Genomic DNA, 26,953 nt, shown 5'->3' on the forward strand with positions numbered 1-26,953 from the left:
ATCAGCGCAGGCAGGCACACTTGAAGGTGTTGCACCACCTGCTCAGCTTGTTGGTACAAGCTGATGCAGTGATGCTGCACCTACGCGCAGTGAGTCGTCAAGGGGTTCGGGGCCACATGTACCAACAAGCTGACCGAGTGCGTCATGATGGCTGTATGACCAAGCAGCCGAAGTACCGGCAAGTCGCCGATGTCCTGCGCCGAGAGATCGCCAACGGTGTCTTTCCGCCGGGAGCGCGGCTGCCCTCTGAGAACGACCTTCAGCAGCGGTTCGACGCGTCCCGGAACACTGTCCGCAACGGGCTAAGCCTGCTGGTCAGCGAGGGGCTGATCACGTCGAGCCAGGGGCTCGGCTACGAGGTCAGATCTCATGAGGTGTTCAAGCTGAACGCGTCGAAGTTCGAGAACCTGAACTTCCCGCAGAACGGCGACGCCTACAACACCGACGTGACCAACGCCGGGCGCCGGCCGCACCAGACGTTCCGTGTGGAGATGCTGCCGTCCCCGGAGGAGATTGCCGAGCGACTGAAGATCACGCCGGGCACGAAGGCGGTGCTGCGGTTCTGTCATCGCTATGTGGACGATGTCCCTTGGTCAACGCAGGCCACCTACTATCCGGCGTGGCTGGTGGACGAGTCACCACGCCTGGCTGAGCCAGGAGACATCGAGGAGGGCACCACGCGATACCTCGCTGCCAGGGGGCTTGAGCAGGTGGGGTATTTCGACGAGATCGCCGCGCGCATGCCGACGCCAGAGGAGGCGCGCCTCTTGGAGATCGGTGCCGGCGTCCCAGTGATGCTCTGGACACGTACGGGCTATTCGACCGACCGCCCCATTCGGTGCACCATCACGACCTTCCGGGGCGACCTGAACCAGATGAACTACGAGATCGGCGACCTTGCCGCCCGAAGTGAGAACGAGCCCCAGTGATAATCGCCCCAGCTCAACCGCAGGATGTCTCCAAGCTGCTGGCCTTCCGGGAGGAGGCGGCAGCTTGGCTTTCCCGACTCGGCACCGACCAATGGCAGCGTCCATACCCGGCGGACAAGCTGCTGGAAACGATCGAGGCGGGGACCGTCTTCATGGTGAAGGACGGTGACACCACGGCCGCGACCATCACAGTCACTCCTGAGGCAGAGGCCGGGCTCTGGACGGACCAGGAACTGGCGGAACCATCGCTGTTCATCAACAAGCTGACCGTTGCCCGCACTCATGCCGGCCAGAACGTGGGCGGTCGCCTACTCCATTGGGCTGGAGACCGAGCCTTCCGGGCGGGAGCCAAATGGCTCCGGTTGGATGCCTGGACCACGAACGTTGGCTTGCAGCAGTACTACCTTCATCAGGGTTTCGAGCATGTTCGGACCGTTGTGGAAGGCGTCGCAGTGAACGGCGGTCCACGGGTTTCGGGGTGGATCGCTCAGCGTCCAGCACGGCCAGCGGAACACGGATTCACGGACGAAACCCCAGGTCCGAAGCTTCTGTCCTGACTGTAGCCTCACGGCGACACCGGTGAACATCCACCTGCCCGAGGAGATAGTCCCGCAGCTCACGGGTCGGTCAAGTCAGCCTTTGACGCTGACTCCCTCGTATGGAGCATCTCCAGATGTCAGAGCAGGGGTCTGCTCGTAGTTTTATCAGGACAGGAGAGGATCCGGAGAAAAGAGGTGGGCGACTTGACTGACGTCATAGCTGGCGGGGCGAATGACACTGTCACGACTACGGTTTTGAGGGGCGTGAAGAAAGGTGCTGATGATTTCAACGGAGTAGCCGTCCTGGAAGTCGTGACTGGCGTGGGTGGCTCCACTCCGACAGGCAGCTTCGACGGAATCGCAGCCAATGCCAGCAATTCCGCAGTTGGTGTAAGCGGTCAGGGAACGACGGGCGTTGTTGGAACTGTGGCTGGCATATCTCGCGACAAACCAGCCGAGGGGGCCGGTGCGGGCGTTCTTGGTGTTGGAGGCGCTGCAGCCGTTGGCGTTTCAGGGAAGGGCAGTATCGGGGTTTTGGGAACTGGAACTCCCGGGGTTCGTGGGACGGGCTCCACTGCCGGGGGTGCTGGCGTGGAGGGCATCGGAGTCCTCACGGGAGTCCACGGTCACACCTCAGACGTCTCGGGTTCTCTAGAAGCCCCAGGCATGGTAGGCGTGCACGGGGAAAGCGTCGGCGGCGTTGGAGTACGCGGATTTTCCCGTAAAAACCGGGGTGGGTCGTTCAGCTCGGATAGGGCAGCTCAGATTCGACTTGAGCCCACCTCCAGGATCCGCACGGGATTGGGTGATCAGACGGCAACGCCCACGCAGCTAGTGGAGAGGCCGGAGGGGGACGGGGGTAAATTGGATTTGCCGAAGGAAGGGCGAACGGGCGATCTCATTACCATTTTGGTGGACCCCGGCCGTCCGAGTGGCGACTGTGTCCTGTGGCTATGCGTGCAAAACAGCGACGCCGCAGTCGCCGCCAAATGGGCCCAACTACTCACCGGGGAGCCCGTCAGCGGAACCGTCTGACTGCGAAATCCTCGCACCTGTTCCGAGGGTGAAAGTGCCTGGGGCGCGTATTTGGCAGCGCTGGCCACAGAGAAACAGGAGTGCGCCTTCGACGGCCAGCCCCTGGCTGACGTGACTTCAGCAGGTGACATCGGCAGCCCTGCCAGTGTGTTCTCACCACGACGTCGGCTACACGCTGACGGCGGTTCCTGACGGCAACAGCGGTGGACACCGCCGTATCCGAAGGCACTGTTGCGGACCTCGCGCGCCGGACAAGCCCGCCCTGCTCATGGCTTGGCCACCGGCAGAAGGAACTTGTAAAGCGAAGGTCGTCGGTTCGAATCCGACAGGGGGCTCCGGACAGCCCAGGTGGGACCAGCTCCCACCTGGGCTTCTTCATGCGCCGCGGAGCCGGCGGGCGATCTCCAGCCGGCGCTCCTCGACGGGGTCGCCGTCCTCCACGTCCCACAGGACGTTCTGCAGCAGCCGGCCCAGCGTCCAGGCGCGGGCCCGCTCCCGGTCCAGGCCGAGGACCTCCGTCATCGCGTCGAAGCGCCGGCGCACCTCGCCCGCCTCGAAACGGTTGCAGAGCGCGGGCCACAGCTCGAAGCCGGGATCGCCGGCCAGCGGTTTGGGGTCGATGGCGAGCCACTCGGCGCGCTCGGCGGCGAGCACGTTCTCGAAGTGCAGGTCCCAGTGCAGCAGCCGGTCGCCCGGCTCGGCGACGACCTCGCGCACGGCGGCCGCGCAGTCGGCGACCGTACGGCGGACCGCCGGGTCGGGGATGCGCTGCAGGGCCCACGGGGTCCGCTCCAGCATGGCCTCGGCGATGTCGCCGAGGCGGCGCATGCCGGGCGGGGCCGGGAACGAGGTCAGGTGGGCCAGCAGCCGGGCGACGACCAGGACGGCCGCCCGCGAGTCCGGCACGGCGGAGAGCATCCGGGACTCGTCCAGCCGCTCCAGCAGCATCGTGCCGGTCCCTGGATCGTGTTCGAGGAGTCGTACGGCCCCGTCGCCGTCCCACACCCGCAGCGCGACGGGCTCGCCCTCGGTCTCCTCGTCCGGCAGCTGGAGCTTGAGGACGGCGCGGCTGTCGTCGGCGCGGACGACCGGCAGCACCAGCGCGCCGACCCCGTTCATGGCGGGCCCGTCGATGCGCAGCCGCCAGCGGTGAAGGAAGCCGGCCGCCAGATCCGGCAGCGCGGCGACGAACGCCCGGCCCTGCGGCCCGTTGTGCATCTCCTGTGCTTCCGCGAGATCACCGGGAATGTCAATCATGGACCGGACGATACTGGCGTGCGTGAATCGGCTCATGCGAATCGACCGGGGCCTCGGCGGTGTGCGGGCGTACATCCGCAGTGCTCCCGGCACGTATGTCTGGCTGGCGGTCCTCTTCCTCACGACCGTCGCGCTGCACCAGATGTCACCGGAGTTCGAGCACCACTTCCTGCGGCAGCGATCGACCAACATCCACGAGCTGTCCCACAACCCCGTACGGGTCCTCGTCGCGAGCGCGATGTGGATCGACAGCGGCAACTGGTTCCCCTACGTCGTGCTGTACACCGTCTTCCACGCGTCGGCCGAACACTGGCTCGGCACGGCCCGCTGGCTCGCGGTGTGCGCACTCGCGCACATCCTGGCGTCACTGATCAGCGAACTGGCGCTCCTGGTGGCGATCCGCAACGGCGTGGCCCCGCACACGGCCGTCAACACCCTGGACATCGGGGTGAGTTACGCGCTCGCCGGAGTCATCGCCGTACTCACCTACCGGATCGCGCGACCCTGGCGATACGCCTATCTGACGGCCGTCCTGCTCGTCTTCGGGCTGCCCCTGGCCGAAGGGCCGACCTTCACCGATCTCGGCCATCTCCTCGCCGCACTGATCGGTCTCGCCTGCTATCCGCTGACCAGAGGCCGCGGAAAAGCATGGAATCCGAAGGAGACACTGGCCGCTCTGAGGGGTTAACGTCCCGGCCATGAGCAGCTCGGCAAGCAGTGTCGTCAACGGCGGGATCTCCTACTGGTTCGCGGACGACGGCCTTCCGGTCGTACGGGAGCCACTGCCCGGCGACGCGTCGGCCGACGTCGTCATCGTCGGCGGCGGTTACACCGGCCTGTGGACGGCGTACTACCTGAAGAAGGCCGCCCCCTTCCTGCGCATCACCGTCCTGGAGCAGAAGTTCTGCGGCTACGGCGCCTCCGGCCGCAACGGCGGCTGGCTCTACAACGGCATCGCCGGCCGCGACCGGTACGCGAAACTGCACGGCCACGAGGCCGCCGTACGCCTGCAGAAGGCGATGAACGACACCGTGGCGGAGGTGATCGCGGTCGCCGAGGCCGAGGGCATCGACGCCGACGTGCACAAGGGCGGCGTCCTCGAAGTGGCGACCACCCCCGCCCAGCTCGCCCGCCTCAGGGCCTTCCACGAGCACGAGCTGTCGTACGGCGAGAAGGACCGGGAGCTGTACGGCGCGCGCGAGACCGCCGAGCGCATCCGCGTGGCCGACGCGGTCGGCTCCGCCTGGACCCCGCACGGCGCCCGGCTGCACCCGGTCAAGCTGGTCAAGGGACTCGCGGCCGCCGTCGAGGCCCTCGGTGTCACCATCCACGAGTCCACGCCGGTGACCGAGATCCGCCCGAGGCACGCGGTCACCCCGTACGGCACCGTCCGCGCCTCGTACGTCCTGCGCTGCACGGAGGGCTTCACGGCGTCCCTGAAGGGCCAGAAGCGCACCTGGCTCCCCATGAACTCCTCCATGATCGCCACCGAGCCGCTGACCGAGGAGCAGTGGGCGACGATCGGCTGGGACGGCCGCGAAACCCTCGGCGACATGGCCCACGCCTACATGTACGCCCAGCGCACCGCCGACGGCCGGATCGCCCTCGGCGGCCGCGGCGTGCCCTACCGCTTCGGCTCGCGCACCGACAACGACGGCCGCACCCAGCCCGCGACCGTCGAGGCCCTGCACGAGATCCTCACCCGCTTCTTCCCGTCCCTCGCGGGCGTACGGGTGGCGTACGCCTGGTCGGGGGTCCTCGGCGTCCCGCGCGACTGGTGCGCCACGGTGACGCTCGACCGTTCCACCGGCCTCGGCTGGGCCGGCGGCTACGTCGGCTCCGGCGTCGCCACCACCAACCTGGCCGCCCGCACCCTGCGCGACCTGGTCCGGCAGGACTCCGGCCAGGGCGGCCGCACCGAGCTGACGGACCTGCCCTGGGTCAACCACAAGGTCCGCAAATGGGAGCCGGAACCCTTCCGCTGGATCGGCGTCCACGGCATGTACGCCACCTACCGCACCGCCGACGAACGCGAACGCCTCCACCCCAACGCGGAGTCCTCCCGCCTGGCGAAGATCGCGGACCGGGTGGCGGGGCGGCACTAGAGCGTGTCCGGTGGGTCCCGCGAAGGGCCGGGCGGTGGATCCGTCCGTGCGAACGAGGAGAGAGAGCAAGCTCAGCGTGTGAGCACGCACCCGACCGCGACGCCGAGGAAGAGCATGCCTCCGAAGAACAGTCCGACCATCGGGGACATGCGGTACTTCCGGGTGAAGACCCTGGCGGTTTCCCGCCTTTCGGGCAGGTAGACGACCGGTACATGGGTTCCGAGGGCCAGCCCAGGTGCCACCGCGGCGGGCCGGAACCTGACGGGTCGGCCCTGCCGGTCGGTGAACTCGACGACGGGCTTCGAATAATCGTCCCCGGGCTCGTGCTCCTGGTCCACCACCACCCCCTCGGCGCGCACCCCGCGGCGGCTCAGCCGCATCTGCAGCCGGGCCTCCCGGGCACCGGCCCACAGCATCGCCAGGCCCACCAGTACGGCCAGCCCGATACCGATCGTCTCTCCCGTCATCCGTCCCCTGCTCTCCCTCGCACAGCGCCCGCCCGGCACGGGCCGCGCATCAGGAGGACGCGGCACGCGGCCCGATGGTTCACGAAGGTCCGCGGGCACACCGACTCCTCGGGCCATTAGCCTCCCCCCATGATTCGTGTCGCGAGCCCTGACGACGTTCCCGTCATCCATGCGCTGATCCGTGAGCTGGCCGAGTACGAGAAGGCGCCCGAGGAGGCGCGGGCGACCGAGGAACAGGTGCGGGAGGCGCTGTTCGGGGAGCGGCCGGCCGCCTTCGCGCACATGGCCGTGGACGACGGGAGCGGCGATCCGGTCGGGTTCGCGCTGTGGTTCCTGAACTTCTCGACATGGCGCGGGGTGCACGGGATCTACCTGGAAGATCTGTACGTCCGTCCGAGCGCGCGGGGCGGCGGGCACGGGCGGGCGCTGCTCGCGGAGCTGGCGCGGATCTGCGTGGAGCGGGGGTACGAGCGACTGGAGTGGTCGGTGCTGGACTGGAACCAGCCGGCGATCGGCTTCTACGAGGCGCTCGGTGCGCGTCCGCAGGACGAGTGGACGGTGTACCGGCTCACGGACGGGGCGCTGACGGCACTGGGCTCGGGCCGCTGACTCGGGCGTCCGTCTCGGCCGTCATTCCCGTGTGCGGGGAGCCGGGCGGTGTCATGGCTCCAGCACCACCTTCCCGACCGTGCCGCGGTTCTCCAGGGCCCGGTGCGCGGCGGCGGCCCGGACGAGCGGGAAGCGGGTGACGGCCGGGCGCAGCCGGCCGTGGGCGGCCTCGGCGAGCGCGCGCAGTTCGAGGGCGTGCAGGCCGCCCGCCCTGCGGAGCATCTGCGGGCCGAGCACCGACTGGGAGACGCCCTCGACGACGTACCCCTCGCCCTCCCCGACGCCCTGCGCCGACCAGCCGAAGACCAGGTGCCGCCCGCCGGGCCCGAGCAGGGCGACGGCCTGCCGGGCCGCCTCGCCGCCGACGCCGTCGTAGACGATCGTGACCGGCCCCTTCGCCTGCGCCGCCAGATGGGCGCGGACCTTCGCGGGCCAGGCCGTGTCGGTGTAGTCGAGGGCGAGGTCGGCACCGCCCGCCCGGACCCGGGCGGTCTTCGCGTCGCCGCCCGCGAGTCCGATCACGGTGGCTCCGGCGTTCTTGGCGTACTGCACGAGCAGCGTGCCGACGCCGCCGGCGGCGGCCGGTACCAGGACCACGTCCTGCGGTCCTGGCTCGGCGAACTGCACGATGCCGAGGGCCGTGCGCCCCGTGCCGATCATGGCGACCGCTTCGGCGAAGTCCAGGTTCCGCGGGATCTCGTGCAGGCGGTCGACGTCGGTGACGGCCAGCTCGGCATAGCCGCCGGGCCCCGCGCCGAGGTGGGCCACGACCCGTCTGCCCCGCCACAGCTCGTCGACCCCGTCGCCGAGGGCGTCCACGACTCCGGCGACCTCCCGGCCGGGCACGGTCGGCAGGGCGGGCCGTTCGGGCAGCGGGCCCCGGTGCCCCGCGCGCAGGGCCGTGTCGAGCAGGTGCACCCCGGCCGCGGCGACCGCGATCCGCACCTGCCCGGGGCCGGGTACCGGGTCCTCGGTCCGCTCGTAGGTCAGGTTCTCGGCGGGACCGAAGGCGTGCAGACGGACGGCGTGCATGGTGTTCCCCCAGGAGGACGACGGTCTCGTGCGCGGCGGTGCCGCGCATGACCACCACCCTCCGACCTGAAGCATGCTTGAGGTCAAGCGGTCCCGCCCGCCGCTTCCGCGCAGGTCGGGCCGGACTGTCAGTGGCGGGGTGCAGCATGGGGGCATGGCGAGGAGAGCGACGGGCGGCCGTGCGGCGGGCCGGGCAGAGGTGAAGGGCGCGCGGAGGCCGGAGCTGCGGCTGCCGCCGCCCGAGCCGTGGTCCGAGGAGGAGCTGCGGCCGGACGGGGACTACGACGGGCTGGAGTTCCGGGACACCGACCTGACCGGGCAGGACGGCGTGGGCGCCCGGTTCATGGACTGCGTGCTGACGGGCTGCGCGCTGGACGGGACGGCACTGGGCCGGGCCAGAATCCTGGACTCGGTCCTGACCGGGCCGCGCGGGGTGGGGACGCAGCTGGCCGAGTCCACGTTCCGGGACGTCGAGGTGATCGACGCCCGGCTCGGCGGCACGCAGTTGCACGGCGCCGTCCTGGAGCGGGTCGTGATCCGCGGCGGCAAGATCGACTTTCTGAACCTCCGCGAGGCCCGTCTCAAGGACGTCGTGTTCGAGTCCTGTGTCCTGGTCGAGCCGGACTTCGCGGGCGCGAGCCTGGAGCGGGTGGAGTTCGTCGACTGCGCCCTGCGGGAGGCCGACTTCGGCAGTGCGACGCTGAAGGACGTGGACCTGCGCGGGGCCGCCCCGCTGGAGATCGTACGGGGGCTGGACCGGCTGTCGGGCGCGGTGATCAGCACCGGGCAACTGCTCGATCTGGCACCCGTGCTGGCGGCCGAGCTGGGGATCCGGGTGGAGTAGGGGGTGTCGTCTGGATCATCCCGGCGTCGGCCAGTTCGCACTGCTCGTCACGGCCGGCCTGATCCAAACGACACCCCCTAGGCCTACGGCGTGCGGGGAAAGCGGGCCTGCAGCGTCCAGACGGCCGGGTTCTCGGCGAGATCCTCATGGAGGTCGGTGAGGTCCGCGATCAGGTCGTGCAGGAAGTCGCGGGACTCGCGGCGCAGTTCGGCGTGGGAGAAGGAGAGCGGGGACTCCTCGGCGGGCACCCAGTCGGCGGTGATGTCCACCCAGCCGAATCGGCGCTCGAAGAGCATCCGGTCGGTGGACTCGGTGAAGTCCAGTTCCGCCCGCTGCGGCCGGGCGGCGCGGGAGCCCATCGGATCCCGGTCCAGCCGCTCCGCGATGTCGCACAGCGCCCAGGCGAAGTCCAGCACGGGCACCCATCCCCAGGCTGTGGACAGCTCCCGGTCCGTCTTGGTGTCCGCGAGATAGACGTCACCGCAGAACAGGTCGTGGCGCAGCGTGTGGACGTCCGCGCGGCGGTAGTCGGTCTGCGGGGGGTCCGGGAACCGGTTGGAGAGGGCGTAGCCGATGTCGAGCACGGAAGAGATGGTGACACGCCTGCGAACGAACCCGCGCACATAAGATCACTGACATGTCCAGATCCGTACGCCTTGTACCGCCCGTCGCGGTCGTGCTCGCCCTGGCCCTCACCGTCGGCGCGTGCGACGGCGGCGTCCGCGGCACCCCGGGCGGCTCCGGCGTACGCGACCCCTATTTCCCCAAGGCCGGCAACGGCGGCTACGACGTCGGGCACTACGACCTCACCCTCGACTACACCCCGGCCGGCCGTCATCTCACCGGCACGGCCGTCATCACCGCCCGCGCCACCCAGGACCTGTCCGCCTTCGACCTCGATCTCGCCGGGCTGCACGTCGACTCGGTCACCGTCGAGGGCAGGAAGGCCCGTTTCGCCCGGGCCGGCCAGGAACTGACCGTCCGCCCGCACGACGACCTGCGCAAGGGCGAGACCTTCCGCACCACGGTCCGCTACTCGGGCACCCCGCACACCCTGACCGACCCCGACGGTTCGAAGGAGGGCTGGCTGCCCACCGCCGACGGCGCCCTCGGCCTCGGCGAACCCGTCGGCTCGATGGCCTGGTTCCCCGGCAACCACCATCCCTGCGACAAGGCGGCCTACGACCTCACCGTCACCGTCCCCAAGGGTCTGCAGGCCGTCTCCAACGGCGAGTTGGCGGACCAGGTCACCAAGGGCGGCCGTACGACCTTCCACTGGCACACCGCCCAGCCCATGGCGAGCTATCTCGCCACGGTCGCCATCGGCCACTACGACATCACCCGCACCACCGGCCCGCACGGACTGCCGATCCTCACCGCCGTCGACCCCACCCAGGCGGAGGCGAGCAAGGACGTGCTCGCGAAGATCCCGGACATCATCGACTGGGAGGAGTACAACTTCGGGCCGTACCCCTTCTCCTCGACCGGAGCGATCGTCGACCGTCCGGGCGATGCCGAGTACGCCCTGGAGACCCAGAACCGGCCCGTCTTCCCCGCCGACCAGTTCGACACCGGCACGCTCGTGCACGAACTCGCCCACCAGTGGTACGGCGACTCGGTCACTCCCAAGTCCTGGCAGGACATGTGGCTCAACGAGGGCTTCGCCACCTACGCGGAGTGGCTGTACCAGGAGGACCACGGCGGCAAGAGCGCCCAGCAGACCTTCACGGATCTCTACGACGGCGACGACGAGGACATCTGGGCCTACCCGCCGGCGAAACCGTCGAGCGCCGCCCACATCTCCGACAGCCCCGTCTACCAGCGCGGCGCGATGGTCCTGCAGAAGATCCGGCAGAAGGTCGGCGACGACACCTTCTACGACATCATCCAGGGCTGGGCCGCCACCCGTCGCCACGGCAGCGCGAGCACCGCCGACTTCACCGCGTACGTGGACAAGAAGGCCCCGGACCACGACTTCAGCGGGATCTGGAAGGACTGGCTCTACGGGGACGGCAAACCGGCCCGTCCGTAGGGCCTGTCGTAGCGGGGCGTCCGGCGCGTCCCGGCGGGCGGGGCGCACTCCGGTCGTGGTCCCACGCGGCCGGAGGCCGCCGGGCGCCACGACCGGAGGCTTCCGGCCCGGTGATGCTCAGCGCGGGGCGGGTCAGACGTTCACGCCGAAGTCCTGGGCGATGCCGACCAGGCCCGAGGCGTAACCCTGGCCCACCGCGCGGAACTTCCACTCCGCGCCGTTGCGGTACAGCTCGCCGAAGACCATGGCCGTCTCGGTCGCCGCGTCCTCGGAGAGGTCGTAGCGGGCGATCTCGGCGCCGCCGGCCTGGTTGACGATGCGGATGTAGGCGTTGCGGACCTGGCCGAAGTTCTGGCTGCGGTTCTCGGCGTCGTAGATGGAGACCGGGAAGACGATCTTGTCGATGTCGGCCGGGAGCGCGGCCAGGTTGACGTTGATCGCCTCGTCGTCGCCCGCGCCCTCACCCGTGCGGTTGTCGCCCGTGTGGACGATGGAGTTGTCCGGGGTCTGCTTGTTGTTGAAGAAGACGAAGTGCGCGTCCGAGTAGACCTTGCCCTGGGGGTTGACCGCGATGGCGGAGGCGTCCAGGTCGAAGTCCGTGCCGGTGGTGGTGCGGACGTCCCAGCCGAGGCCCACGGTGACGGCGGTCAGGCCCGGGGCCTCCTTGGTGAGCGAGACGTTGCCACCCTTGGACAGGCTTACAGCCATGTTGGGAGTCCCTTCCTTTGGATTTCTGTGGAGCTGTGTCGAAAAAAGCTACCGTCACCGGGGAGAACGTCGAGAGGGGTCCCGGTGGTTCCGGGTCCCTTTACCTTTTTTACCAAGTCGGAAATCCAGGTGACGGCGACGCGCGGGACCGGGACCATGGACGGCATGTCCGGTCCTTCAGCGGGGTCCGGGGGAGCAGCCCCCGGAAGACTCTTCATCCGTGGCTCCGTCTCGCTTCCCGAGGCCGAGCTGATGTGGCGTTTCTCCAGGTCGTCCGGGCCTGGTGGGCAGCACGTCAACACCAGCGACTCGCAGGTGGAGCTGCGCTTCGACCTCGCCCGCACCGAGGCCCTCCCTCCGGTGTGGAAGGAGCGGGCCCTGCAGCGGCTCGCGGGCCGGCTCGTCGACGGAGTGGTGGCCGTGCGGTCCTCCGAGCACCGCTCCCAGTGGCGCAACCGCGAGACCGCCGCCGTGCGCCTCGCCGCGCTCCTCGCGGAGGCCTGCGCGCCCCCGCCGAAGCCGCGCAGGCCGACCCGGATCCCGCGCGGCATCAACGAACGCCGGCTGCGGGAGAAGAAGCAGCGGTCGGACACCAAGCGGGGACGCTCCGGCCGGGACTGGTCCTGAGATGTCCGCCGCGCGCGGGTGAACACGTCACACATCCGGTCCGTCGATCGTCAGTGAGGCACAGGAACAGTGTGGCGACGCAGAGGCCGGAGACCCCGATGAGCGACGACGAGCAGCACCGCGACGACGACCTTCTCGCCGAGCGGTTCGAGGCGTACCGCGGGCATCTGCGGGCCGTCGCCTACCGGATGCTGGGCTCGGCCGCGGAGGCCGAGGACGCCGTGCAGGAGGCCTGGTTCCGGCTGAGCCGGTCCGATGCGCGTGAGGTGGGCAATCTCGGCGGCTGGCTGACGACCGTGGTCGGCCGGGTCTGCCTCGACATGCTCCGCTCCCGCCGCTCCCGGGGCGAGCAGCCGCTGGACACCTGGCATCCGGGACCCTCCGCCGAACCGGACCCGGCGCAGGACGCGCTCCTCGCGGACTCGGTCGGGATGGCGCTGCTCGTCGTCCTCGACACGCTCTCGCCGGCCGAGCGGCTGGCGTTCGTGCTGCACGATCTGTTCGGTGTGCCGTTCGAGGAGGTCGGCGGCGTCCTCGGGCGCAGCCCGGCCGCGGCCCGCCAGCTGGCCAGCCGGGCGCGGCGCCGGGTGCGGGGGGCCGATGCGCCGGAGTCCGATCTGGTCCGGCAGCGGGAGGTCGTCGACGCCTTTCTGGCGGCCGCGCGGGACGGTGACTTCGACGGTCTGCTGGCCGTGCTCGACCCGGACGTGGTGGCGCGCGGCGAGGGCGGCGCGACGGTCGGCGCGGCCGGGGTGGCCTCCGGGGCGAAGAGCTTCGCCCATCTCGCGCGCGTGGCGCGGCCCGCGCTCGTGGACGGTGCGACCGGTCTGGTCGTGTACGTCGACGACCGTGTCGAGCGCGTCCTGACGTTCACCTTCGTCGCGGACCGGATCACGTCCATCGACATCGTGACGAACCCGACGGACCTGTCCACGCTGACCGTCGAGCCCGCCTGACCGGGCTCCGGTCGACTCCTGGAGGAGGCGCCCGGGTCCGGGGCTCAGCCCAACTGCCGGTACCGGCCGCGGAAGTACAGCAGCGGGCCGCCCTGCGTGCTCGGGGCCCGTGCGGTCAGGACGCGGCCGATGACGAGGGTGTGGTCGCCGGCCGTCACCCGCTGCTCGGTGCGGCACTCCAGGGTGGCCAGCGCGCCGTCGACCAGCGGGGCGCCGGTGGCCTCGCCGCGGACGCGGGGGACGTCCGCGAAGAGCAGCCGGTCGCTGATGCGGCCCTTCATCGCGAACCGGCCCGCGATGTGCCGCTGGCTCTCGGTGAGCACCGACACCGCCCACAGGGGCTGTTCGTCGAGCAGGTCGTCCATGCGGGAGCCCGCGCGCAGGCTGACCATGACCAGTGGTGGGTCGAGGGAGACCGACATGAAGGCGGTGGCGGTCATGCCGACGTCCTCCACGCCGGGCGCGTCCGGGTCGTCCGGGTCCAGCGGCGGCTCCTGCGCGGTCACCAGGACCACCCCGGCGGCCAGTCGGGACATGACGGCCCGGAACTCGTCGTTGCTCACCCCCTCAGCATGCCCGGGAGCGGCGGTGGCGGTGGGTGAGGGAGTCTTCAGCACGCCGGAAACGCTAATCTCCGCTCCGCGCGGGCCGCATCGGGCGTTCGCCCGAGCCGGGTCCTAGGACCAGCGGACGAGCCCGTACGCTGCCGGTCGGGCACCCGACGGGAACGCGCCACCTCGGCCGGTGGTCGTTCGTGCGACAACTGCGTGCATCATGTGCGCACGCACCCAAAACTTGCGTTCAGGAAACGCACAGGGCAAACGCAGAAACTCCACTCAATTGTTCACGTTCTCCTGTGACTTGAGTCACAAGGGGCAGGAATTGTTGACCCTGTGTACCGAGTGGGCAGCGCGCTGTGATTCAGTGGCGGGGAAACTCAGACAACACCGTAAGAGGCACCCTAAGGAAGCGCCGAAGACAACCCTTGATTCGCTGCGAGGTCTCGGGGGGAGGGCGAGCATGGAGACCGAGTCGGAGCCGTATGTCCGTCTTGCGTCCCTGCGTCAGCTGCACCAGGTCATGGCCGACATGAACACGGCACGCAGTCTGGCGGACACACTGCAGACCGTCGCCGACGGCGCCGTGAACGCCCTCGGGTACGAGATGGCGTGCGTGAACCTGGTACGCCCGGACGGCGATCTCGTCGTCGCCGCGCTCTCGGGGAACTCGGCCGCCGAGGCCCTGATCACCGGCCGGGTGGGCTCCCGCGAGTCCTGGGAGCGGCGGCTGACCATGGGTGAGCGCTGGGGCGACCTGGTCTTCATCCCGCACACCGAGGGCTGGGTCCTCGACGACGACGACGTCCCGCAGTGGTACACCGACGGGCCCGCGCCGCGTTTCGAGGACGAGTGGCACCCCTCCGACCGCCTCTTCGCCCCCATGTACACACCGGGCGTGCCGGGCGGCTCCTGCGGCGAACTGCTCGGGGTCGTCTCCGTCGACCGGCCGCGCAACGGCCGCCACCCCGGCGCCTGGGGCCGCGAGGCCCTGCAGATGTACGCCTTCCAGGCCGCCATCGCGATCAGCAACGCGCGTCTACGCGCGAATATGCAGCGGGCACTGGTCCGCCTGGAACGCGACCAGCAGGCCCTCAGGGCCAGTGAGGAAAGCTTCAGGCAGGCCTTCGAGTACGCCCCCTCCGGGATGGCCATCGCCGAGATGGGCGGCGACGAGCACGGCCGCATACTGCGCACCAACGACGCCCTGTGCCGCCTGCTGGGCCGGCCCGCCTCCGCGATGCGCCGCTACTCCTTCTCCGACCTCGTCCACCCCGAGGACATCGGCACCCTGCTGCGGACCTCGGCCGAGGGCGGCCGGGCCGAGCTGCGCCTCGGGCGCCGGGACGGCTCCTACGTCTGGGTGTCCCTGCGCAACAGCGTCGTCGCGGACGCCGCCGACGGTCCCCGCTTCCTCCTCACCCACGTCGAGGACATAGAGGAGCGCAAGCGCCGCGAGCTGCAGCTCGCCCACCGTGCCTCCCACGACTCCCTCACCGGCCTGCCGAACTCCGCCGAGCTGCGCTCGCGCCTCGCGGCCCGGCTGTGCCGGCGCCCGGCCCACGCCGGAGAGCTGGAGTCCCTGGACGCGGCCTACGGCCACCCCGCCTTCGACGCCCCCGCCGGCCACGGCTTCGACTTCAGGCCGGGCGCGGAGGGCTACGACGGCTTCGACCACCACGTCCACACCGTCGCCCCCGAGGAGGGGCACGACGACGGCACCAAGGGCCTCGCGGTCCTCTTCTGCGACCTCGACGGCTTCAAGTCGATCAACGACCGCTTCGGGCACAACGCGGGCGACGCGGTCCTCATCGAGGTCGCCCGGCGCCTCACGCACGGCGTCCGCGACGGTGACACGGTGGCCCGCCTCGGCGGCGACGAGTTCGTGATCCTCGCCGACGGCCTCGGCCGGGCCGACGCCCAGGACCTCGCCGTACGGCTGCGCAACGAGATCATCCAGCCGATCCGCGCTGAGGGCCGGGCCGTCCGGGTGGGCGCCAGCTTCGGCATCGGATGGGCACACTGCGGCATGACTGCGGACGAGGTGTTGAAGTCCGCTGACGAGCGGATGTACGTAGAGAAACGATCTCGTCCCAAACAACATCGACGCGCCGGGTGATCCGCAGGTCAGCGACGCGGTGCGGTGCGAGTCACCCGTTTGGCTCAGCCGGAGCGGGTAGGCTCGCCATTCCAACCCCGTATGCATCCGCCCGCACCTGTTGAGGAGTACCAAGGGATGACGCCCGGCGACAACGGCGCGAGCACGCCCGAGGACGACGACCCGTTCGGCTATCTGTACGCAGACGGCCAGGCCAGAGGGGCCCAGCCGCCGTCCGGCGGCTACGGCTACCCGAACTCGGTCGGCAGGGTGCGTCCGGTCGGTGAGCGTCAGTACGGCCAGCAGCCGCAGTACGGGCAGCAGACCATTCCGCAGCAGCAGGGTGCCTACGGCCAGCCGAGCGCCCACTACCAGGCCCCGGAGACCATGCCCGGCGGCGCCCCGCCGAGCGGCCCCCGGTCCGCGCCGCCCGCGCCCCGCCGCGGCGGTCCCAACACCAAGGGCCTGCTGATCGGCGCGATCGCGGTGGTCGCCGCGGTCGTCATAGGCATCAGCGTCGCCATGCTCAACGGCAACGACGACAAGAAGAACGGCAACCAGGCGGGCAACACCCCGAGCCAGTCCCAGAGCCAGGGGCCGAGCCCGTCGGGGAGCAGCTCGAAGGGGAGCGGGGGGCTGCCGAAGGTCGACGCCGTGGGCAGTTCCGTACAGCTGGCCGGAGGCGCCGCCATGGCGTCGGACGTCAAGGGTGCCCAGGGTGCGGGCGGCAAGTATGTGGGTGGCCTGAGCGCGGTGGGCGCCTCGGTGACGTGGACCGTGGACAACATCCCCGAGGAAGGCACCTACACCCTGCTCGCGCGGTACGACAACGCCGGTGAGGACCAGAGGATGACCCTCACCGTCAACGGCGCGAAATTCGGCGGCGGTTTCAACTTCGCCAACTGGACGCACCAGTCCGACCCGACGCAGGCATGGACCGAGAGCTATGCGTTCCCCACGCTGAACAAGGGCTCCAACACGATCTCGCTCTCCTGCCAGCCCGGCGACAAGTGCAACGTCCTCCTGGACCAGCTCTGGCTGAAGAAGGGCAAGGTTGGGCGGAGCTAAGCCGCGCTGACTGTGCTGGTCACCGCGACCCGCTCCGCAAGCTCCTCGTACGCCGCCCGGTCGAACTCGCCTGCCGCAGGCGCTCGTACGGTCGCTGCCGGGAGCGGCGACCGGTGCGATGCCAACATTGACGAGTTCTGGCTGGCCAAGGGCTTGGTTAAGTCCAACGATTGACGGCAGGGGTTTTTGGCCGGAAGGCCGTCGGTGGTATCGACCTCCGACGGCCATCGGGCAGAGCATTGTTGGGTGACGAGCCGTCACCAGGCCTGACTAGCCGATACGCCCGACGTCGACGCACGCGTCGGCTACCCAACCGTTCTTGCCGGCCCAGCGCACCTTCAGCCAGGCATTACCGGAAGGGCCGCCAGACCAGCACCTGTATGAGCCGCCGGGCTCCTGTCGGATGCAATCGCCACCGCCCGCGGTAAGACAAGGAACCTGGACGTTACGGTCGGTGATGGTGGCAATTTTGGCGGACGAGGCGCTGGCCTGGGCGCGGATGGTGAAAGGGTGACTACCCTTCATCCAGACGCCGCCGACGTCCGCCGATGCCGGGGAGCTCATGGAGACGAGGAGCCCCACGGAGGCTATGCCGAGAGCAGTGATCTGCCTGACGGCTTTAGACTTGCGCACATGTTCCCCCAGCGAAAACGGGATCTTGGTCACTAGGGATCATATGTTCGACGCCGAGGATTAGGGGGATTCTCGGCCATACGCGGTCATGCGGCCGAGGCATCAGTTCCTCGTACGCCGACTGGTCGAACTCACCCGCCGCTGGAGCCACGATCATCGCCGCCGATAAGGCGGCCACGCGGGTCAGGCGGTCGGGCCGCGGGGGCTGTTCGACGAGCCCGGTCAGCAGGCCGCCACCGCCGATCCGCCCGCGCTGGTCGGGTTGCCGTGGAGCCGGGTGGGTGTGTTGGCGCGCAAGCGGCCCTCGTGGGCACGGCGAGCAGGCTTCCGCGCCATGTGGGCGAGACTGCCATCTTGGCACCCCGCAGTACGCCGCTGAAGGGGCGCCTACGTACGGCCGCTATCACGCCGGGCGACCCCTGTCGTACCGTCGACCATCGGCGCCTACGACTTCGCAGTTGGGAAACCGACATCCGGTCGGTCGTGAGCCCCATGTATGCCGATTACATCGGCTACGAATCGGACGCATCAGACACATACAACGTTCAAACCGCCCTGGTTCCCGGGCTGTTGCAGACGCACTCATACGCGGCGGCAGTGCTCGACCTGCACTTGCCTGGTATCCCGGAAGATGAGAGGCGCGAACGGCTCGCTATTCGTGACAGGCGGCAACAGGTCTTCAATCGAGCAAATCCCTTGGTTTTCTGGGGTGTGATCTCCGAATCTGTGTTCCGGCACGCCATCGGCGGACCCGGCGTGATGGCCGAGCAACTCGAGCAACTACTCATCCTGGCCGAAGGAAATCCCGGAACGGTCAACATTCACGTACTGCCGGAAGCCTCGGAAGCTCATGCGGCACTATTCGGACCGTTCGTCGTCCTCTCATTTCCCGAGCGATGGGAGCCTGACATTGTTTATCTGGAGGGTTTGACCGGTAACAGGTTCCTGGAAGAGGTCGCGGAAGTTCAGGCGTACAGCAGGTTGTTCAATCGCCTCATGGTGGCGGCCTCCCTCCGAAAGGTCGAATCACTGGAACTCGTCGACCGCCACCTCAACAATTACCGCAAAGGATAAGTGAGCATGCCGTCGCAGCACATAATCCCGGACGCCTCCACGCTGGACGTCGCAGGGCAGAAGTCATCTAGCTCTGGAGGTGATGGTGACTGTGTCGAGTTCGCCGCCTATGAGGGCGGCATCGCCATTCGCCACAGCAAGGCCCCCAATGGCCCGGCCCTCCTCTACACCCGATCAGAGATAGCCGCCATGATCGAGGGGGTCAAGGCCGGAGAGTTCGACCACCTCGCAAACGGCCTCGGCCGTACGAGTGGTTAGTTCGGTGAGCGGTTTTTCGGAATGATCGGCGGGGGGAGCTTGGCGGTGATGTTGTCCTAGACGAGGCGGAATCCATGCGTGCACGTAGAGCCTTGGCCATCGCGATTGCCACCCCTGTCCTGTTCGCCGCGGTCGGAATGACCGGCGCGTCTGCGACCGCTGGGCACAATCCGAGGACGGAGGGGGCGGTCGGCCACCCTTTCCCCGGCGGTGACGGCAAGCGCGAGGGGCAGAAGGCCGAGAGCGCGCACGGTGGGGCCAAGAGGTCTGCCGATGCCGAAGAGGAACCGGAGGAAGGTCTCCTCGGCACGATCGCGGGAGAACTCTTCGATCGCGTCTCCGCTACGCGATAAGGCGGGGCGAGACCCGCCCCAGCAACTCCTCGAACGTCCTGCGGTCGAACTCGCCCGCCGCCGGGGCCGCCACCGTCGCCGCCGACAGGGCGACCGCGCGGGCGAGGCGCTCCGGCCAGGGGAGCTTCTCCATCAGGCCCGACAGCAGGCCCGCGACCGCCGAGTCGCCCGCACCGGTCGGGTTGCCGGGTATCCGGGCCGGCGGGGTGGCGCGCCAGCGACCCTCCGGGGTGACGGCGAGCAGGCCGTCCGCGCCGAGGGAGGCGACGACCGTGTGGGCGCCGCGCCGGCGGGCGTCCTGCGTGGCGCGCAACGGCTCGTGGGAGCCGGTCAGTTCGGCCAGTTCGCCGGCGTTCGGCTTGATGAGGTCCGGTCGGGCGGCGACGCCGCGGCGCAGTGGTTCGCCGCTGGTGTCCAGCAGCACGGGAACGCCGCGTGTGCGGGCCACGCGGACCAGGTTGGCGTAGGCGCCGACCGGGACGCCCGGCGGGAGGCTGCCGCACAGGGCCACGGCCGACATCGAAGGCAGGAGGGCCTCGTAGTGGGCGAGGAAGGTGGCCCATTCCGGCCGGGATATCTGTGGGCCAGGCTCATTCAACTGGGTTGTGTCGCCGGAGAGTTCGTCCACGACGGCGATGGTGCGCCGGGTCGCGCCGGTGACCGGGAGCAGTGCGTCGGTCAGGCCTGCGGTGCCGGACAGCCGGTCGCGTACCGCGCGGCCGGTACCGCCGCCGACGAAGCCGGTGACCGTCACCTCGTGTCCGAGCGCCGCCAGCACGCGCGCCACGTTCACGCCCTTGCCGCCTGGCCGTTCGATGACCTCCGAGACCCGGTGCGAGGCGTGCGGCCGCAGCGACCGTACGCGATAGGTGAGGTCGAGAGCGGTGTTCAGCGTGACCGTGAGGATCACCCGGCCGGCCTCCCTCGAAGTCCTGGTGCGTGTCGTCGTTTCCGGGGCCTCGATCATGCCAAAGGTGCGGGAGCTGTCACAGCTCCCGCACCTCTGATCCGGTCACGCGCTCTTGTAGGCCCAGTCCGTGCACGAGTTCAGGATCGTGTCGCCATTGGCGCGGGCCACCTGGATGCCGACTCCGAAGATTCCGTTGTCGTTGTCCTGCGCCGTGGTGTTGACCACGATGGTGCCGGGGCCTCCAGTGTTGGCGTGCCAATTCCAGTAACGCGTCTTTCCGTTGCCCATCTGCGTGAGGTACCGCACGCGCGCGTTGCGGCCGTCCTTCGCGGTGTCCGAGATCTCGAAGTGCACGTCGTGCTTGCCGCTCGGGCTCGCGGTCAGCTGGATGTCCCTGACGATGGCGCTCGCTCCGGTCGTCGTGCAGCCGGCGTACTCAGGATCCGCGGCGGCGTGCGCGGAGCCGGACACGGCGACAGCCAGCGCGATTCCCGCCGTTCCAGCGCCGGCCGCCCGCGTCCACATGTTCAGTTTTCTGGTCATGACCGTAAATCTAGGACCCTGAACTTGTCATGAGCAAGCAATTTGAGCCGGCCGCGGCGGAGCCACCACCCACTCGCCCTGCCGCATCACGCCCTTCAGCTCGAAGTCCGCATCCAGCACGAGCAGATCGGCGTCCTTGCCTGGCTCCAGGGAGCCGATGCGGTCGAAGAGGCCGAGGAGGCGGGCCGGGTTGACCGACAGGGCCTGTACGGCGTCCTCGACCGGCAGCCTGTCGATGGTCACCGCCCGCTTGAACGCGCGGTCCAGGGTGAGCGTGGAGCCCGCGATCGAGCCGCCCTGCACCAGCCGGGCCACGCCCTCGCTGACCTCGACCTCCAGCGGGCCGAGCATGTAGCGGCCGTCGCCGGTGCCGGCCGCGTCCATCGCGTCCGTGATGAAGGCGACGCGGGAGGCGCCCGCGTGGTGGAAGGCCAGCTCCAGGGCGGCCGGGTGCAGATGCGTGCCGTCGTTGATCAGCTCGACCGTGACCCGCTCGTCCTCCAGCAGGGCGGCGATCGGTCCGGGGGAGCGGTGGCCGAGGGCGGGCATGGCGTTGAAGAGGTGGGTGGCGACCGTGGCGCCCGCGTCGATGGCCTCGGCCGTCTGCTCGTAGGTGGCGTCCGTGTGCCCGATCGCCGCGATCACGCCGTGCTCGGCGAGCAGCCGTACGGAGTCGACGCCGCCCGGCAGTTCGGTGGCGAGGGTGACCATCTTCGCCTTGCCGCGCGCCGCGTCGATCAGCTTGCGCACCTCGGCCGGCTCCGGGTCGCGCAGCAGCGCCTCGGAGTGGGCGCCCTTGCGGCACGGCGAGATGAACGGCCCCTCGAAGTGGATGCCCGCGATCTCGCCCTGCTCGGTCAGCTCGCTCAGCAGCCCGGCCTGGCGCACCAGCAGGTCCATCTCGTCGGTGACGGTGGAGGCGACGGTGGTGGTGGTGCCGTGTGCGCGGTGCGTGCGGACGGCCGTCAGGATGTCGTCCGGGGTGCCGGAGAAGGAGGCTCCGCCGCCGCCGTGGTTGTGGATGTCGACGAAGCCGGGGATCAGCCAATGGCCGGATACGTCGATGACCGGGGCGTTCTCGGCAGCCGCGGCCACGATCCGCGTACCCTCGACCGATACGCGACCGTCGTCCACCACTCCGCTGGGCAGCACCACCCGAGCACCTGTGAGAACCAAGCTGGGAGCCATCAGGCGGTTACCTCCGGGAGGTCGGTGGGGTCGAGGTCGGTGGAGTCGAGCAGGTCCTGAGCGAGCAGCCCCGCGCCCAGGCAGCCGGCGGTGTCGCCGAGCGCGGCGGGGACGATGCTCGGCAGCTTCTGGAAGGTGACCCGCCGCCGGACGGCGTCCCGCAGGGGTTGGAACAACACTTCCCCCGCCTCCGCGAGACCGCCACCGATGATCAGGGTGCGCGGGTCCAGCAGGGTGAGCGCGGTGACCAGGCCGTCGGCGAGTGCGTCCACCGCCTCCTGCCAGACGCGGACGGCGTTCGGGTCGCCGGACTCGACGGCCTTGGCGCAGTCGGCGGCGTCCGCGTCCGGATCCCCGCAGGCCGCCGCCCAGGCCTCGCTGACGGCGGAGGCGGAGGCGTACCGCTCCAGGCAGCCCATCTGGCCGCAGGGGCAGGGGGTTCCGGACGGTCGTACGACGATGTGGCCGATCTCGCCGGCGAAGCCGTGCGCGCCCGCCTCGACCCGGCCGTCGATGCCGATGGCGCCCGCGATCCCGGTGCCGAGCGGCACGAACAGGAACCGGTCGGCGCCCCGGCCCGCGCCGATCCGGCCCTCGGCGAGCCCGCCGGTGCGCACGTCGTGGCCGAGGGCGACGGGGATGCCGAGCCGCCGGGTGAGCAGCGCGCGCAGCGGTACGTCGCGCCAGCCGAGGTTGGCCGCGTAGGCGGCGACGCCCCGCTCCTCGTCGACGATGCCGGGGACCGCGACACCGGCGGCGACGGCCGGTGCGCCGTGGTGCTCGGCGCCGTACGCCCGCAGCTCGGCGGCGAAGTCGAGGATCGCCTCGACCACCGCGTCCGGACCGCGTTCGCGTCCGGTGGCGCGGCGGGCACGGTGCAGCAGTTCGCCGTCGTCGCCGACGAGGGCGGCCTTCATCCCGGTACCGCCCACGTCCAGGGCGATGACATGTCTCACCACGGCTCTAGTGTGGCCCGCCCACCCGCGAGAGGTCTAGTCCACTCACGTGGTGTAGACCTTATCTGTCCATATATTGAACGGCCAGACAGCAGGGTTGGGGCTTTGAGGTTGCGTCGGCGTACGGCAGGAACGATCGCAGTGGTGTCCGCACTGGGCGTGACGACGGTCCTCGGCGGCTGCGGGAGTACGGGCTCCTCCGACGTGACCTTGAGACTGGTCGCCGCCGACTACGGCGACTCGGCCGCGGGCAGCTCCAAGAAGTACTGGGACGCCCTGGTCAAGGCGTACGAGGCCAAGCACCCCGGGGTGAAGGTCGACGTCAGCGTGTACTCCTGGAACGACGTCGACGCCAAGGTCAAGGACATGGTCGCCGCGGGCCATGCCCCCGACATGGCCCAGATCGGCGCCTACGCCGACTACGCGGCCGCCGGCAAGCTCTACCCGGCCTCCGACCTGCTCTCCATCCGCACCCAGGCCGACTTCCTCTCCCAGCTCTCCGACGCCGGCCAGTGGAACCACACGCAGTACGGCATCCCCTTCGGTGCCTCCACGCGCGTGCTCTTCTACAACAAGACCCTCTTCGCCAAGGCCGGCATCACCACCGCGCCCACCACCTGGGACGAGCTGGCCGCCGACGCCAAGGTGCTCAAGGACAAGGGCGTGAAGTACCCCGTCGCGCTGCCCCTCGGTCCCGAGGAGGCCCAGGCCGAGACCATGCAGTGGATGCTCAGCGGCGCGAGCGGCGGCACCGGCTACACCGACGACATCGGCACCTACACCATCGACTCGACGCAGAACGTCGAGACCTTCACCTGGCTCAAGGACGACCTGGTCGGCAAGGGCCTGACCGGGCCGGTAGCGCCCGGCAAGCTCAACCGCGCGGACGCCTTCACCGCGTTCGCCGACGGCCAGGTCGGCATGCTCAACGGGCACCCCACGCTGATCCAGCAGGCCGAGAAGAAGGGCGTGAAGTTCGGCATGGTGCCGATGCCGGGCCGCACCGGCAAGGCCAGGGCCTCCATGGGCGTCGCCGACTGGATGATGGCTTTCAAGCAGAACGGGCACGCCGACCGGATAGGCGACTTCCTCAACTTCGTCTACAGCACGAAGAACGTCCTGGAGTTCTCCCGCCAGTACGGCCTGCTGCCGGTCACCGGCTCCGCGTCCAACGCCATGACCGACTCCGACGCCGCGCCCGACGCGGCCCTGCACCCCTTCCTCGACCAGCTGCCCACCTCCGAGCTGTACCCCGTCGGCAAGACCTCCTGGGCGGCGGTCAGCGCGGCCGTGAAGCAGAACATCGGCCGGGCCGTCGCCCCCGACGGCAGCCCCTCCGGCGTCCTGACCGGGCTGCAGGCGACGGCGACCGCGGCGGACAGCAGCAGCAAGAGCTGACCCGGCTGTCCGTGCCCGGCGCTACGGTGGCTCCCATGGAACTCGGCCACCGCGAACAAGCCATCCTCGCGCTGGAGCGCCGGAGCTTCGCCGGCCCCGGCGCGAAGGAGCGAGCGATACGCGAGGAGCTGGGCCTGCCCCCGGTCCGCTACTACCAACTGCTGAACGCGTTGCTGGACGACGAGAGGGCACTGGCCCACGACCCGGTGACGGTGAACCGCCTGCGCCGGGTGCGGCAGGCCAGACGGACGGAACGCTGAAGCCGACCGGCGCGGGCCGGGCGCCCTCTCGACCGACCGAGTCGGGTGGTGGGTGGGAAGGCGGGGTCTGGGGCGCGGTCCCAGGAGTGACGCCGGTCCAGCCTGGATAGTGTCGGGGGTATGGACCCTCTGCCGACCCCGAAGACCCAGCCCGGCCGAGACGGACTCGCCGCCCTCCTGGCGAAGCCCACCGCAGCGATCATCGGCCTCGACTTCGACGGCACCCTGGCCCCCATCGTCGCCGACCCCGAACAGGCCCGCGCCCACCCCGAGGCCGTACCCGCGCTCGCCGCCCTCGCCCCGAAGGTGGCCTCCGTCGCCGTGGTCACCGGCCGCCCCGCCGGGGTCGCGGTCCGCTACGGCGGCTTCGCCGGCGTCCCCGGCCTGGAGCACCTCACCGTCCTCGGCCACTACGGCGCCGAACGCTGGGACGCGGTCACGGGCACCGTCACCGCCCCGGCCCCGGACCCCGGGGTCGCGGCGGTCCGCGCCGAGCTGCCGGGCGTCCTGGACCGCGCCGGCGCCTGGCCCGGCACCTGGATCGAGGAGAAGGGCCGGGCCGTCGCGGTCCACACCCGCCGGGCCGAGGACCCGCAGGCCGCCTTCGAGGCCCTGCGCGGTCCCCTCGCCGACCTCGCCACCCGGCACGGCCTGATCGTCGAGCCCGGCCGCATGGTCCTGGAACTGCGCCCGCCGGGCATGGACAAGGGCGTGGCGCTCGCCGAGTACGTCCGCGGGATGGGCGCCGAGTCGGTCCTCTACGCCGGCGACGACCTCGGTGACCTGCCCGCCTTCGCCGCCGTCGAGGAACTCCGCGCCGACGGCGTCCCCGGCCTGCTGGTCTGCAGCGGCAGCACGGAGGTCACGGAACTGGCGGAGCGCGCGGACATGGTGGTGAACGGCCCGGCCGGTGTCGTGAACCTGCTGCGGGCGCTCGCGGCTCAGCTGGACTGAAGTTCCTGAAGGGCCCGCAGCTGGTCCAGGAACCACTGGGCCGGGGGCAGCGCGGTGGCCGCCGCCGCCAGCCTCTTGGCCCGGTCCGCCCGCTCCTGCGGCCCGAGGGACAGCGCCTCGTGCAGGGCCCGCGCGGTCTCCAGCACGTCGTAGGGGTTCACCACGAACGCGTCGGCGCGCAGTTCCTCGTGCGCCCCCGCCTCCCGGGACAGCACCAGCGCGCAGCCCTGCTCGGAGACGACCGGCACCTCCTTGGCGACCAGGTTCATGCCGTCCCGGATGGGGTTGACCAGGGCCACGTCGGCGAGCCGGTAGGCGGCCAGCGAGCGGGCGAAGTCGTCCTTGACGTGCAGCACGACCGGAGTCCAGCCAGGGGTGCCGTAGGCCGCGTTGATCTCCTCGGCCACCCGCTGCACCTCGGCCGTGTAGTCGCGGTACACGGCGAGGTCCTGCCGCGAGGGGTACGCGAACGCGACGTGCACCACCCGCTCCCGCCACTCGGGGTGGTCGTCCAGCAGCTGCCGGTACGCCAGCAGCCCGCGCACGATGTTCTTGGACAGCTCGGTGCGGTCGACCCGTACGACGGTCCTGCGGTCCTCGCCGATCTCCTCGCGCAACGCCGCCAGCCGCTCCTCGACGTCCGGCTGGTGCGCGCGGGCCCGCAGGAAGTCGCCGTCGGCACCGAGGGAGTGCACGCCGATCAGGGTCCGGCGGCCCTCGCGCACCTGCTCGATCGACCGGGGGGCGCCCGACGCCCAGGCCACGCGGTACCGCTCGGGATCCAGGCCCTCGGCGCACTTCTGGAAGGCCGTCGCCCAGCGCCAGGTCAGGAAGGCCACCCGGTCCGCCCCGAGCATGCCCGTCAGCAGCCGCTCGCGGATGTCCTCGGGGAGCAGCTCGAAGTACTCCCGGGGTGCCCACGGGGTGTGCGAGAAATGGCCGATCCTGAGGTCCGGGCGCAGGGCGCGGAGCATGCCGGGGACGAGGCACAGGTGGTAGTCCTGCACCAGCACCGCCGCACCCTCGGCCGCCTCCTCGGCCAGTGCCTCGGCGAACGCCCGGTTGTAGGTCTCGTAGGACGCCCACTGCCGCCGGAACTCCGCGTCGAAGACCGGCTCCAGCGGGGTCTGGTACAGCATGTGGTGGACGAACCAGAGCACCGAGTTGGCGATGCCGTTGTAGGCGTCCGCGTGCACCGTGGCGTCGATGTCGAGCATCCGCACCCGCTGCCCGCCGGTGTCCTCGGCCGGCAGCAGCCCGCCGGCGGCCCGCCCCACGGCCACGCGGTCGCCGTCGCCGAGCGCCGCGCACACCCACACCGAGTCCGCGTCCGACCCGATGGCCGACAGCCCCGAGACCAGCCCTCCGCCGCCCCGCCTGGCGCGCAGCGCACCGGCCCCGCCGGCCTCCTCGGCGTCGTGCACCGTGTACGAAACCGGGCCGCGGTTGGACGCGACCAGCACCTGAGCCTTCTCGGCAGCACCCCGCGTGGAAGCCATGGTCCTCAACCTAGCCCGGCCCGGAAACAATCAAACGTACGGCCGGGACCGGCACGCGGCCGTA

28 protein-coding genes and 1 pseudogene are annotated in these 26,953 nt (G+C 70.2%); 16 read left to right on the top strand and 13 right to left on the bottom strand.

Translation table 11 applies throughout. The annotated features are described in order from the left end of the window. Positions 1-155: 155 nt before the first annotated feature. Together AQI95_RS10450 and AQI95_RS10455 are read left to right on the top strand one after the other, a co-directional pair. Entirely contained in the window at positions 156-929 is a 774-nt protein-coding gene (locus tag AQI95_RS10450; RefSeq protein ID WP_067120701.1) for a GntR family transcriptional regulator, read from the top strand. Beyond that, positions 926-1,486: a GNAT family N-acetyltransferase gene (locus AQI95_RS10455; RefSeq protein WP_067120703.1), complete on the top strand. Its 561-nt coding sequence runs from the start codon at positions 926-928 to the stop codon at positions 1,484-1,486. Before AQI95_RS10450 ends, AQI95_RS10455 begins: the two co-directional genes overlap by 4 nt. A gap of 1,392 nt (positions 1,487-2,878) precedes the next feature. Here AQI95_RS10455 and AQI95_RS10460 read toward each other — a convergent pair. Continuing rightward, on the bottom strand, positions 2,879-3,760 hold the full coding sequence (locus AQI95_RS10460) for an aminoglycoside phosphotransferase family protein (protein WP_208614127.1): 882 nt from the start codon (positions 3,758-3,760) through the stop codon (positions 2,879-2,881). A gap of 34 nt (positions 3,761-3,794) precedes the next feature. On the opposite strand from AQI95_RS10460, the gene AQI95_RS10465 reads away from it, so the two are divergent. Beyond that, on the top strand, positions 3,795-4,448 hold the full coding sequence (locus AQI95_RS10465) for a rhomboid-like protein (RefSeq protein ID WP_208614128.1): 654 nt from the start codon (positions 3,795-3,797) through the stop codon (positions 4,446-4,448). Positions 4,449-4,458: 10 nt separating this feature from the next. Further along, positions 4,459-5,865 (top strand): NAD(P)/FAD-dependent oxidoreductase, encoded by a 1,407-nt coding sequence (locus AQI95_RS10470; protein WP_067120707.1) that lies wholly within the window; start codon positions 4,459-4,461, stop codon positions 5,863-5,865. 71 nt (positions 5,866-5,936) lie between these two features. On the opposite strand, the gene AQI95_RS10475 is transcribed toward AQI95_RS10470, so the two are convergent. Further along, entirely contained in the window at positions 5,937-6,332 is a 396-nt protein-coding gene (locus tag AQI95_RS10475) for a DUF3592 domain-containing protein (RefSeq protein ID WP_067120709.1), read from the bottom strand. Between the two features lie 129 nt (positions 6,333-6,461). Here AQI95_RS10475 and AQI95_RS10480 point away from each other — a divergent pair, with 129 nt between their 5' ends. Further along, positions 6,462-6,941: a GNAT family N-acetyltransferase gene (locus tag AQI95_RS10480; RefSeq protein ID WP_067120711.1), complete on the top strand. Its 480-nt coding sequence runs from the start codon at positions 6,462-6,464 to the stop codon at positions 6,939-6,941. Between the two features lie 51 nt (positions 6,942-6,992). Here the strand turns inward: AQI95_RS10480 and AQI95_RS10485 are convergent, their stop codons facing one another. Beyond that, a complete protein-coding gene (locus tag AQI95_RS10485; protein ID WP_067120713.1) occupies positions 6,993-7,973 on the bottom strand; it encodes a zinc-binding dehydrogenase in 981 nt (326 codons plus the stop codon). A gap of 154 nt (positions 7,974-8,127) precedes the next feature. Between AQI95_RS10485 and AQI95_RS10490 the strand changes: the two genes are divergently transcribed. Beyond that, positions 8,128-8,817, top strand: a complete 690-nt coding sequence (locus tag AQI95_RS10490; protein ID WP_208614129.1) for a pentapeptide repeat-containing protein — start codon at positions 8,128-8,130, stop codon at positions 8,815-8,817. Positions 8,818-8,900: 83 nt separating this feature from the next. Here the strand turns inward: AQI95_RS10490 and AQI95_RS10495 are convergent, their stop codons facing one another. After that, positions 8,901-9,401 (bottom strand): hypothetical protein, encoded by a 501-nt coding sequence (locus AQI95_RS10495; protein ID WP_067121521.1) that lies wholly within the window; start codon positions 9,399-9,401, stop codon positions 8,901-8,903. Positions 9,402-9,454: 53 nt separating this feature from the next. Between AQI95_RS10495 and AQI95_RS10500 the strand changes: the two genes are divergently transcribed. Continuing rightward, a complete protein-coding gene (locus AQI95_RS10500) occupies positions 9,455-10,849 on the top strand; it encodes a M1 family metallopeptidase (protein ID WP_067120717.1) in 1,395 nt (464 codons plus the stop codon). Between the two features lie 132 nt (positions 10,850-10,981). Here AQI95_RS10500 and AQI95_RS10505 read toward each other — a convergent pair whose 3' ends face one another. Beyond that, entirely contained in the window at positions 10,982-11,557 is a 576-nt protein-coding gene (locus AQI95_RS10505; protein WP_067120719.1) for a TerD family protein, read from the bottom strand. Positions 11,558-11,713: 156 nt separating this feature from the next. On the opposite strand from AQI95_RS10505, the gene arfB reads away from it, so the two are divergent. Both arfB and AQI95_RS10515 read left to right on the top strand, forming a co-directional pair. After that, positions 11,714-12,184 carry an alternative ribosome rescue aminoacyl-tRNA hydrolase ArfB gene (arfB, locus tag AQI95_RS10510; RefSeq protein WP_079071180.1) on the top strand — a complete coding sequence of 157 codons (471 nt, stop codon included), beginning with the start codon at positions 11,714-11,716 and terminating at the stop codon, positions 12,182-12,184. Positions 12,185-12,282: 98 nt separating this feature from the next. Next, on the top strand, positions 12,283-13,140 hold the full coding sequence (locus AQI95_RS10515; RefSeq protein ID WP_067120721.1) for a sigma-70 family RNA polymerase sigma factor: 858 nt from the start codon (positions 12,283-12,285) through the stop codon (positions 13,138-13,140). A gap of 44 nt (positions 13,141-13,184) precedes the next feature. Here the strand turns inward: AQI95_RS10515 and AQI95_RS10520 are convergent, their stop codons facing one another. Further along, on the bottom strand, positions 13,185-13,676 hold the full coding sequence (locus AQI95_RS10520; RefSeq protein ID WP_107121618.1) for a flavin reductase family protein: 492 nt from the start codon (positions 13,674-13,676) through the stop codon (positions 13,185-13,187). Positions 13,677-14,160: 484 nt separating this feature from the next. On the opposite strand from AQI95_RS10520, the gene cdgB reads away from it, so the two are divergent. Both cdgB and AQI95_RS10530 read left to right on the top strand, forming a co-directional pair. After that, positions 14,161-15,816, top strand: coding sequence for a diguanylate cyclase CdgB (gene cdgB, locus AQI95_RS10525; protein ID WP_067120726.1), 1,656 nt, complete (start codon positions 14,161-14,163; stop codon positions 15,814-15,816). A 117-nt stretch (positions 15,817-15,933) separates the two neighbouring features. After that, a complete protein-coding gene (locus AQI95_RS10530) occupies positions 15,934-16,863 on the top strand; it encodes a carbohydrate-binding protein (protein WP_067120727.1) in 930 nt (309 codons plus the stop codon). A 270-nt stretch (positions 16,864-17,133) separates the two neighbouring features. Here the strand turns inward: AQI95_RS10530 and AQI95_RS47285 are convergent, their stop codons facing one another. Continuing rightward, positions 17,134-17,529 (bottom strand): hypothetical protein, encoded by a 396-nt coding sequence (locus AQI95_RS47285; RefSeq protein ID WP_159056498.1) that lies wholly within the window; start codon positions 17,527-17,529, stop codon positions 17,134-17,136. A 61-nt stretch (positions 17,530-17,590) separates the two neighbouring features. Further along, a pseudogene (locus AQI95_RS48905) lies at positions 17,591-17,802 on the bottom strand (1-phosphofructokinase); the annotation flags it as partial. A 186-nt stretch (positions 17,803-17,988) separates the two neighbouring features. Between AQI95_RS48905 and AQI95_RS10535 the strand changes: the two are divergent. Further along, complete coding sequence (locus tag AQI95_RS10535) at positions 17,989-18,570, top strand: DUF5753 domain-containing protein (protein ID WP_244188716.1); 582 nt, start codon at positions 17,989-17,991, stop codon at positions 18,568-18,570. A 6-nt stretch (positions 18,571-18,576) separates the two neighbouring features. Beyond that, on the top strand, positions 18,577-18,828 hold the full coding sequence (locus AQI95_RS10540) for a DUF397 domain-containing protein (protein ID WP_067121523.1): 252 nt from the start codon (positions 18,577-18,579) through the stop codon (positions 18,826-18,828). Between the two features lie 342 nt (positions 18,829-19,170). Here the strand turns inward: AQI95_RS10540 and AQI95_RS10550 are convergent, their stop codons facing one another. The 4 genes from AQI95_RS10550 to AQI95_RS10565 form a co-directional block, all read right to left on the bottom strand. Next, a complete protein-coding gene (locus tag AQI95_RS10550) occupies positions 19,171-20,091 on the bottom strand; it encodes a 1-phosphofructokinase family hexose kinase (RefSeq protein ID WP_067120732.1) in 921 nt (306 codons plus the stop codon). 102 nt (positions 20,092-20,193) lie between these two features. After that, the gene (locus AQI95_RS10555) at positions 20,194-20,634 is read right to left on the bottom strand and encodes a hypothetical protein (RefSeq protein WP_159056499.1); all 441 of its coding nucleotides are present in this window, start codon (positions 20,632-20,634) and stop codon (positions 20,194-20,196) included. Positions 20,635-20,661: 27 nt separating this feature from the next. After that, positions 20,662-21,822 (bottom strand): N-acetylglucosamine-6-phosphate deacetylase, encoded by a 1,161-nt coding sequence (nagA, locus tag AQI95_RS10560; protein WP_067120736.1) that lies wholly within the window; start codon positions 21,820-21,822, stop codon positions 20,662-20,664. Next, positions 21,822-22,778 (bottom strand): ROK family protein, encoded by a 957-nt coding sequence (locus AQI95_RS10565; protein WP_208614154.1) that lies wholly within the window; start codon positions 22,776-22,778, stop codon positions 21,822-21,824. Before AQI95_RS10565 ends, nagA begins: the two co-directional genes overlap by 1 nt. A 111-nt stretch (positions 22,779-22,889) precedes the next feature. Between AQI95_RS10565 and AQI95_RS10570 the strand changes: the two genes are divergently transcribed. The 3 genes from AQI95_RS10570 (at position 22,890) to otsB (ending at position 25,390) form a co-directional block, all read left to right on the top strand. Continuing rightward, positions 22,890-24,176: an extracellular solute-binding protein gene (locus tag AQI95_RS10570; protein ID WP_482255583.1), complete on the top strand. Its 1,287-nt coding sequence runs from the start codon at positions 22,890-22,892 to the stop codon at positions 24,174-24,176. A gap of 35 nt (positions 24,177-24,211) precedes the next feature. Then, on the top strand, positions 24,212-24,436 hold the full coding sequence (locus AQI95_RS10575) for a DUF3263 domain-containing protein (RefSeq protein WP_067120742.1): 225 nt from the start codon (positions 24,212-24,214) through the stop codon (positions 24,434-24,436). Between the two features lie 120 nt (positions 24,437-24,556). Continuing rightward, a complete protein-coding gene (otsB, locus tag AQI95_RS10580) occupies positions 24,557-25,390 on the top strand; it encodes a trehalose-phosphatase (protein WP_067120744.1) in 834 nt (277 codons plus the stop codon). Here the strand turns inward: otsB and AQI95_RS10585 are convergent. Continuing rightward, positions 25,378-26,889: an alpha,alpha-trehalose-phosphate synthase (UDP-forming) gene (locus tag AQI95_RS10585; protein ID WP_208614132.1), complete on the bottom strand. Its 1,512-nt coding sequence runs from the start codon at positions 26,887-26,889 to the stop codon at positions 25,378-25,380. The two genes, otsB and AQI95_RS10585, sit on opposite strands and share 13 nt — an antisense overlap. Positions 26,890-26,953: the final 64 nt, after the last annotated feature.

It is taken from the genome of Streptomyces yokosukanensis, assembly GCF_001514035.1.
Taxonomy (GTDB): domain Bacteria; phylum Actinomycetota; class Actinomycetes; order Streptomycetales; family Streptomycetaceae; genus Streptomyces; species Streptomyces yokosukanensis.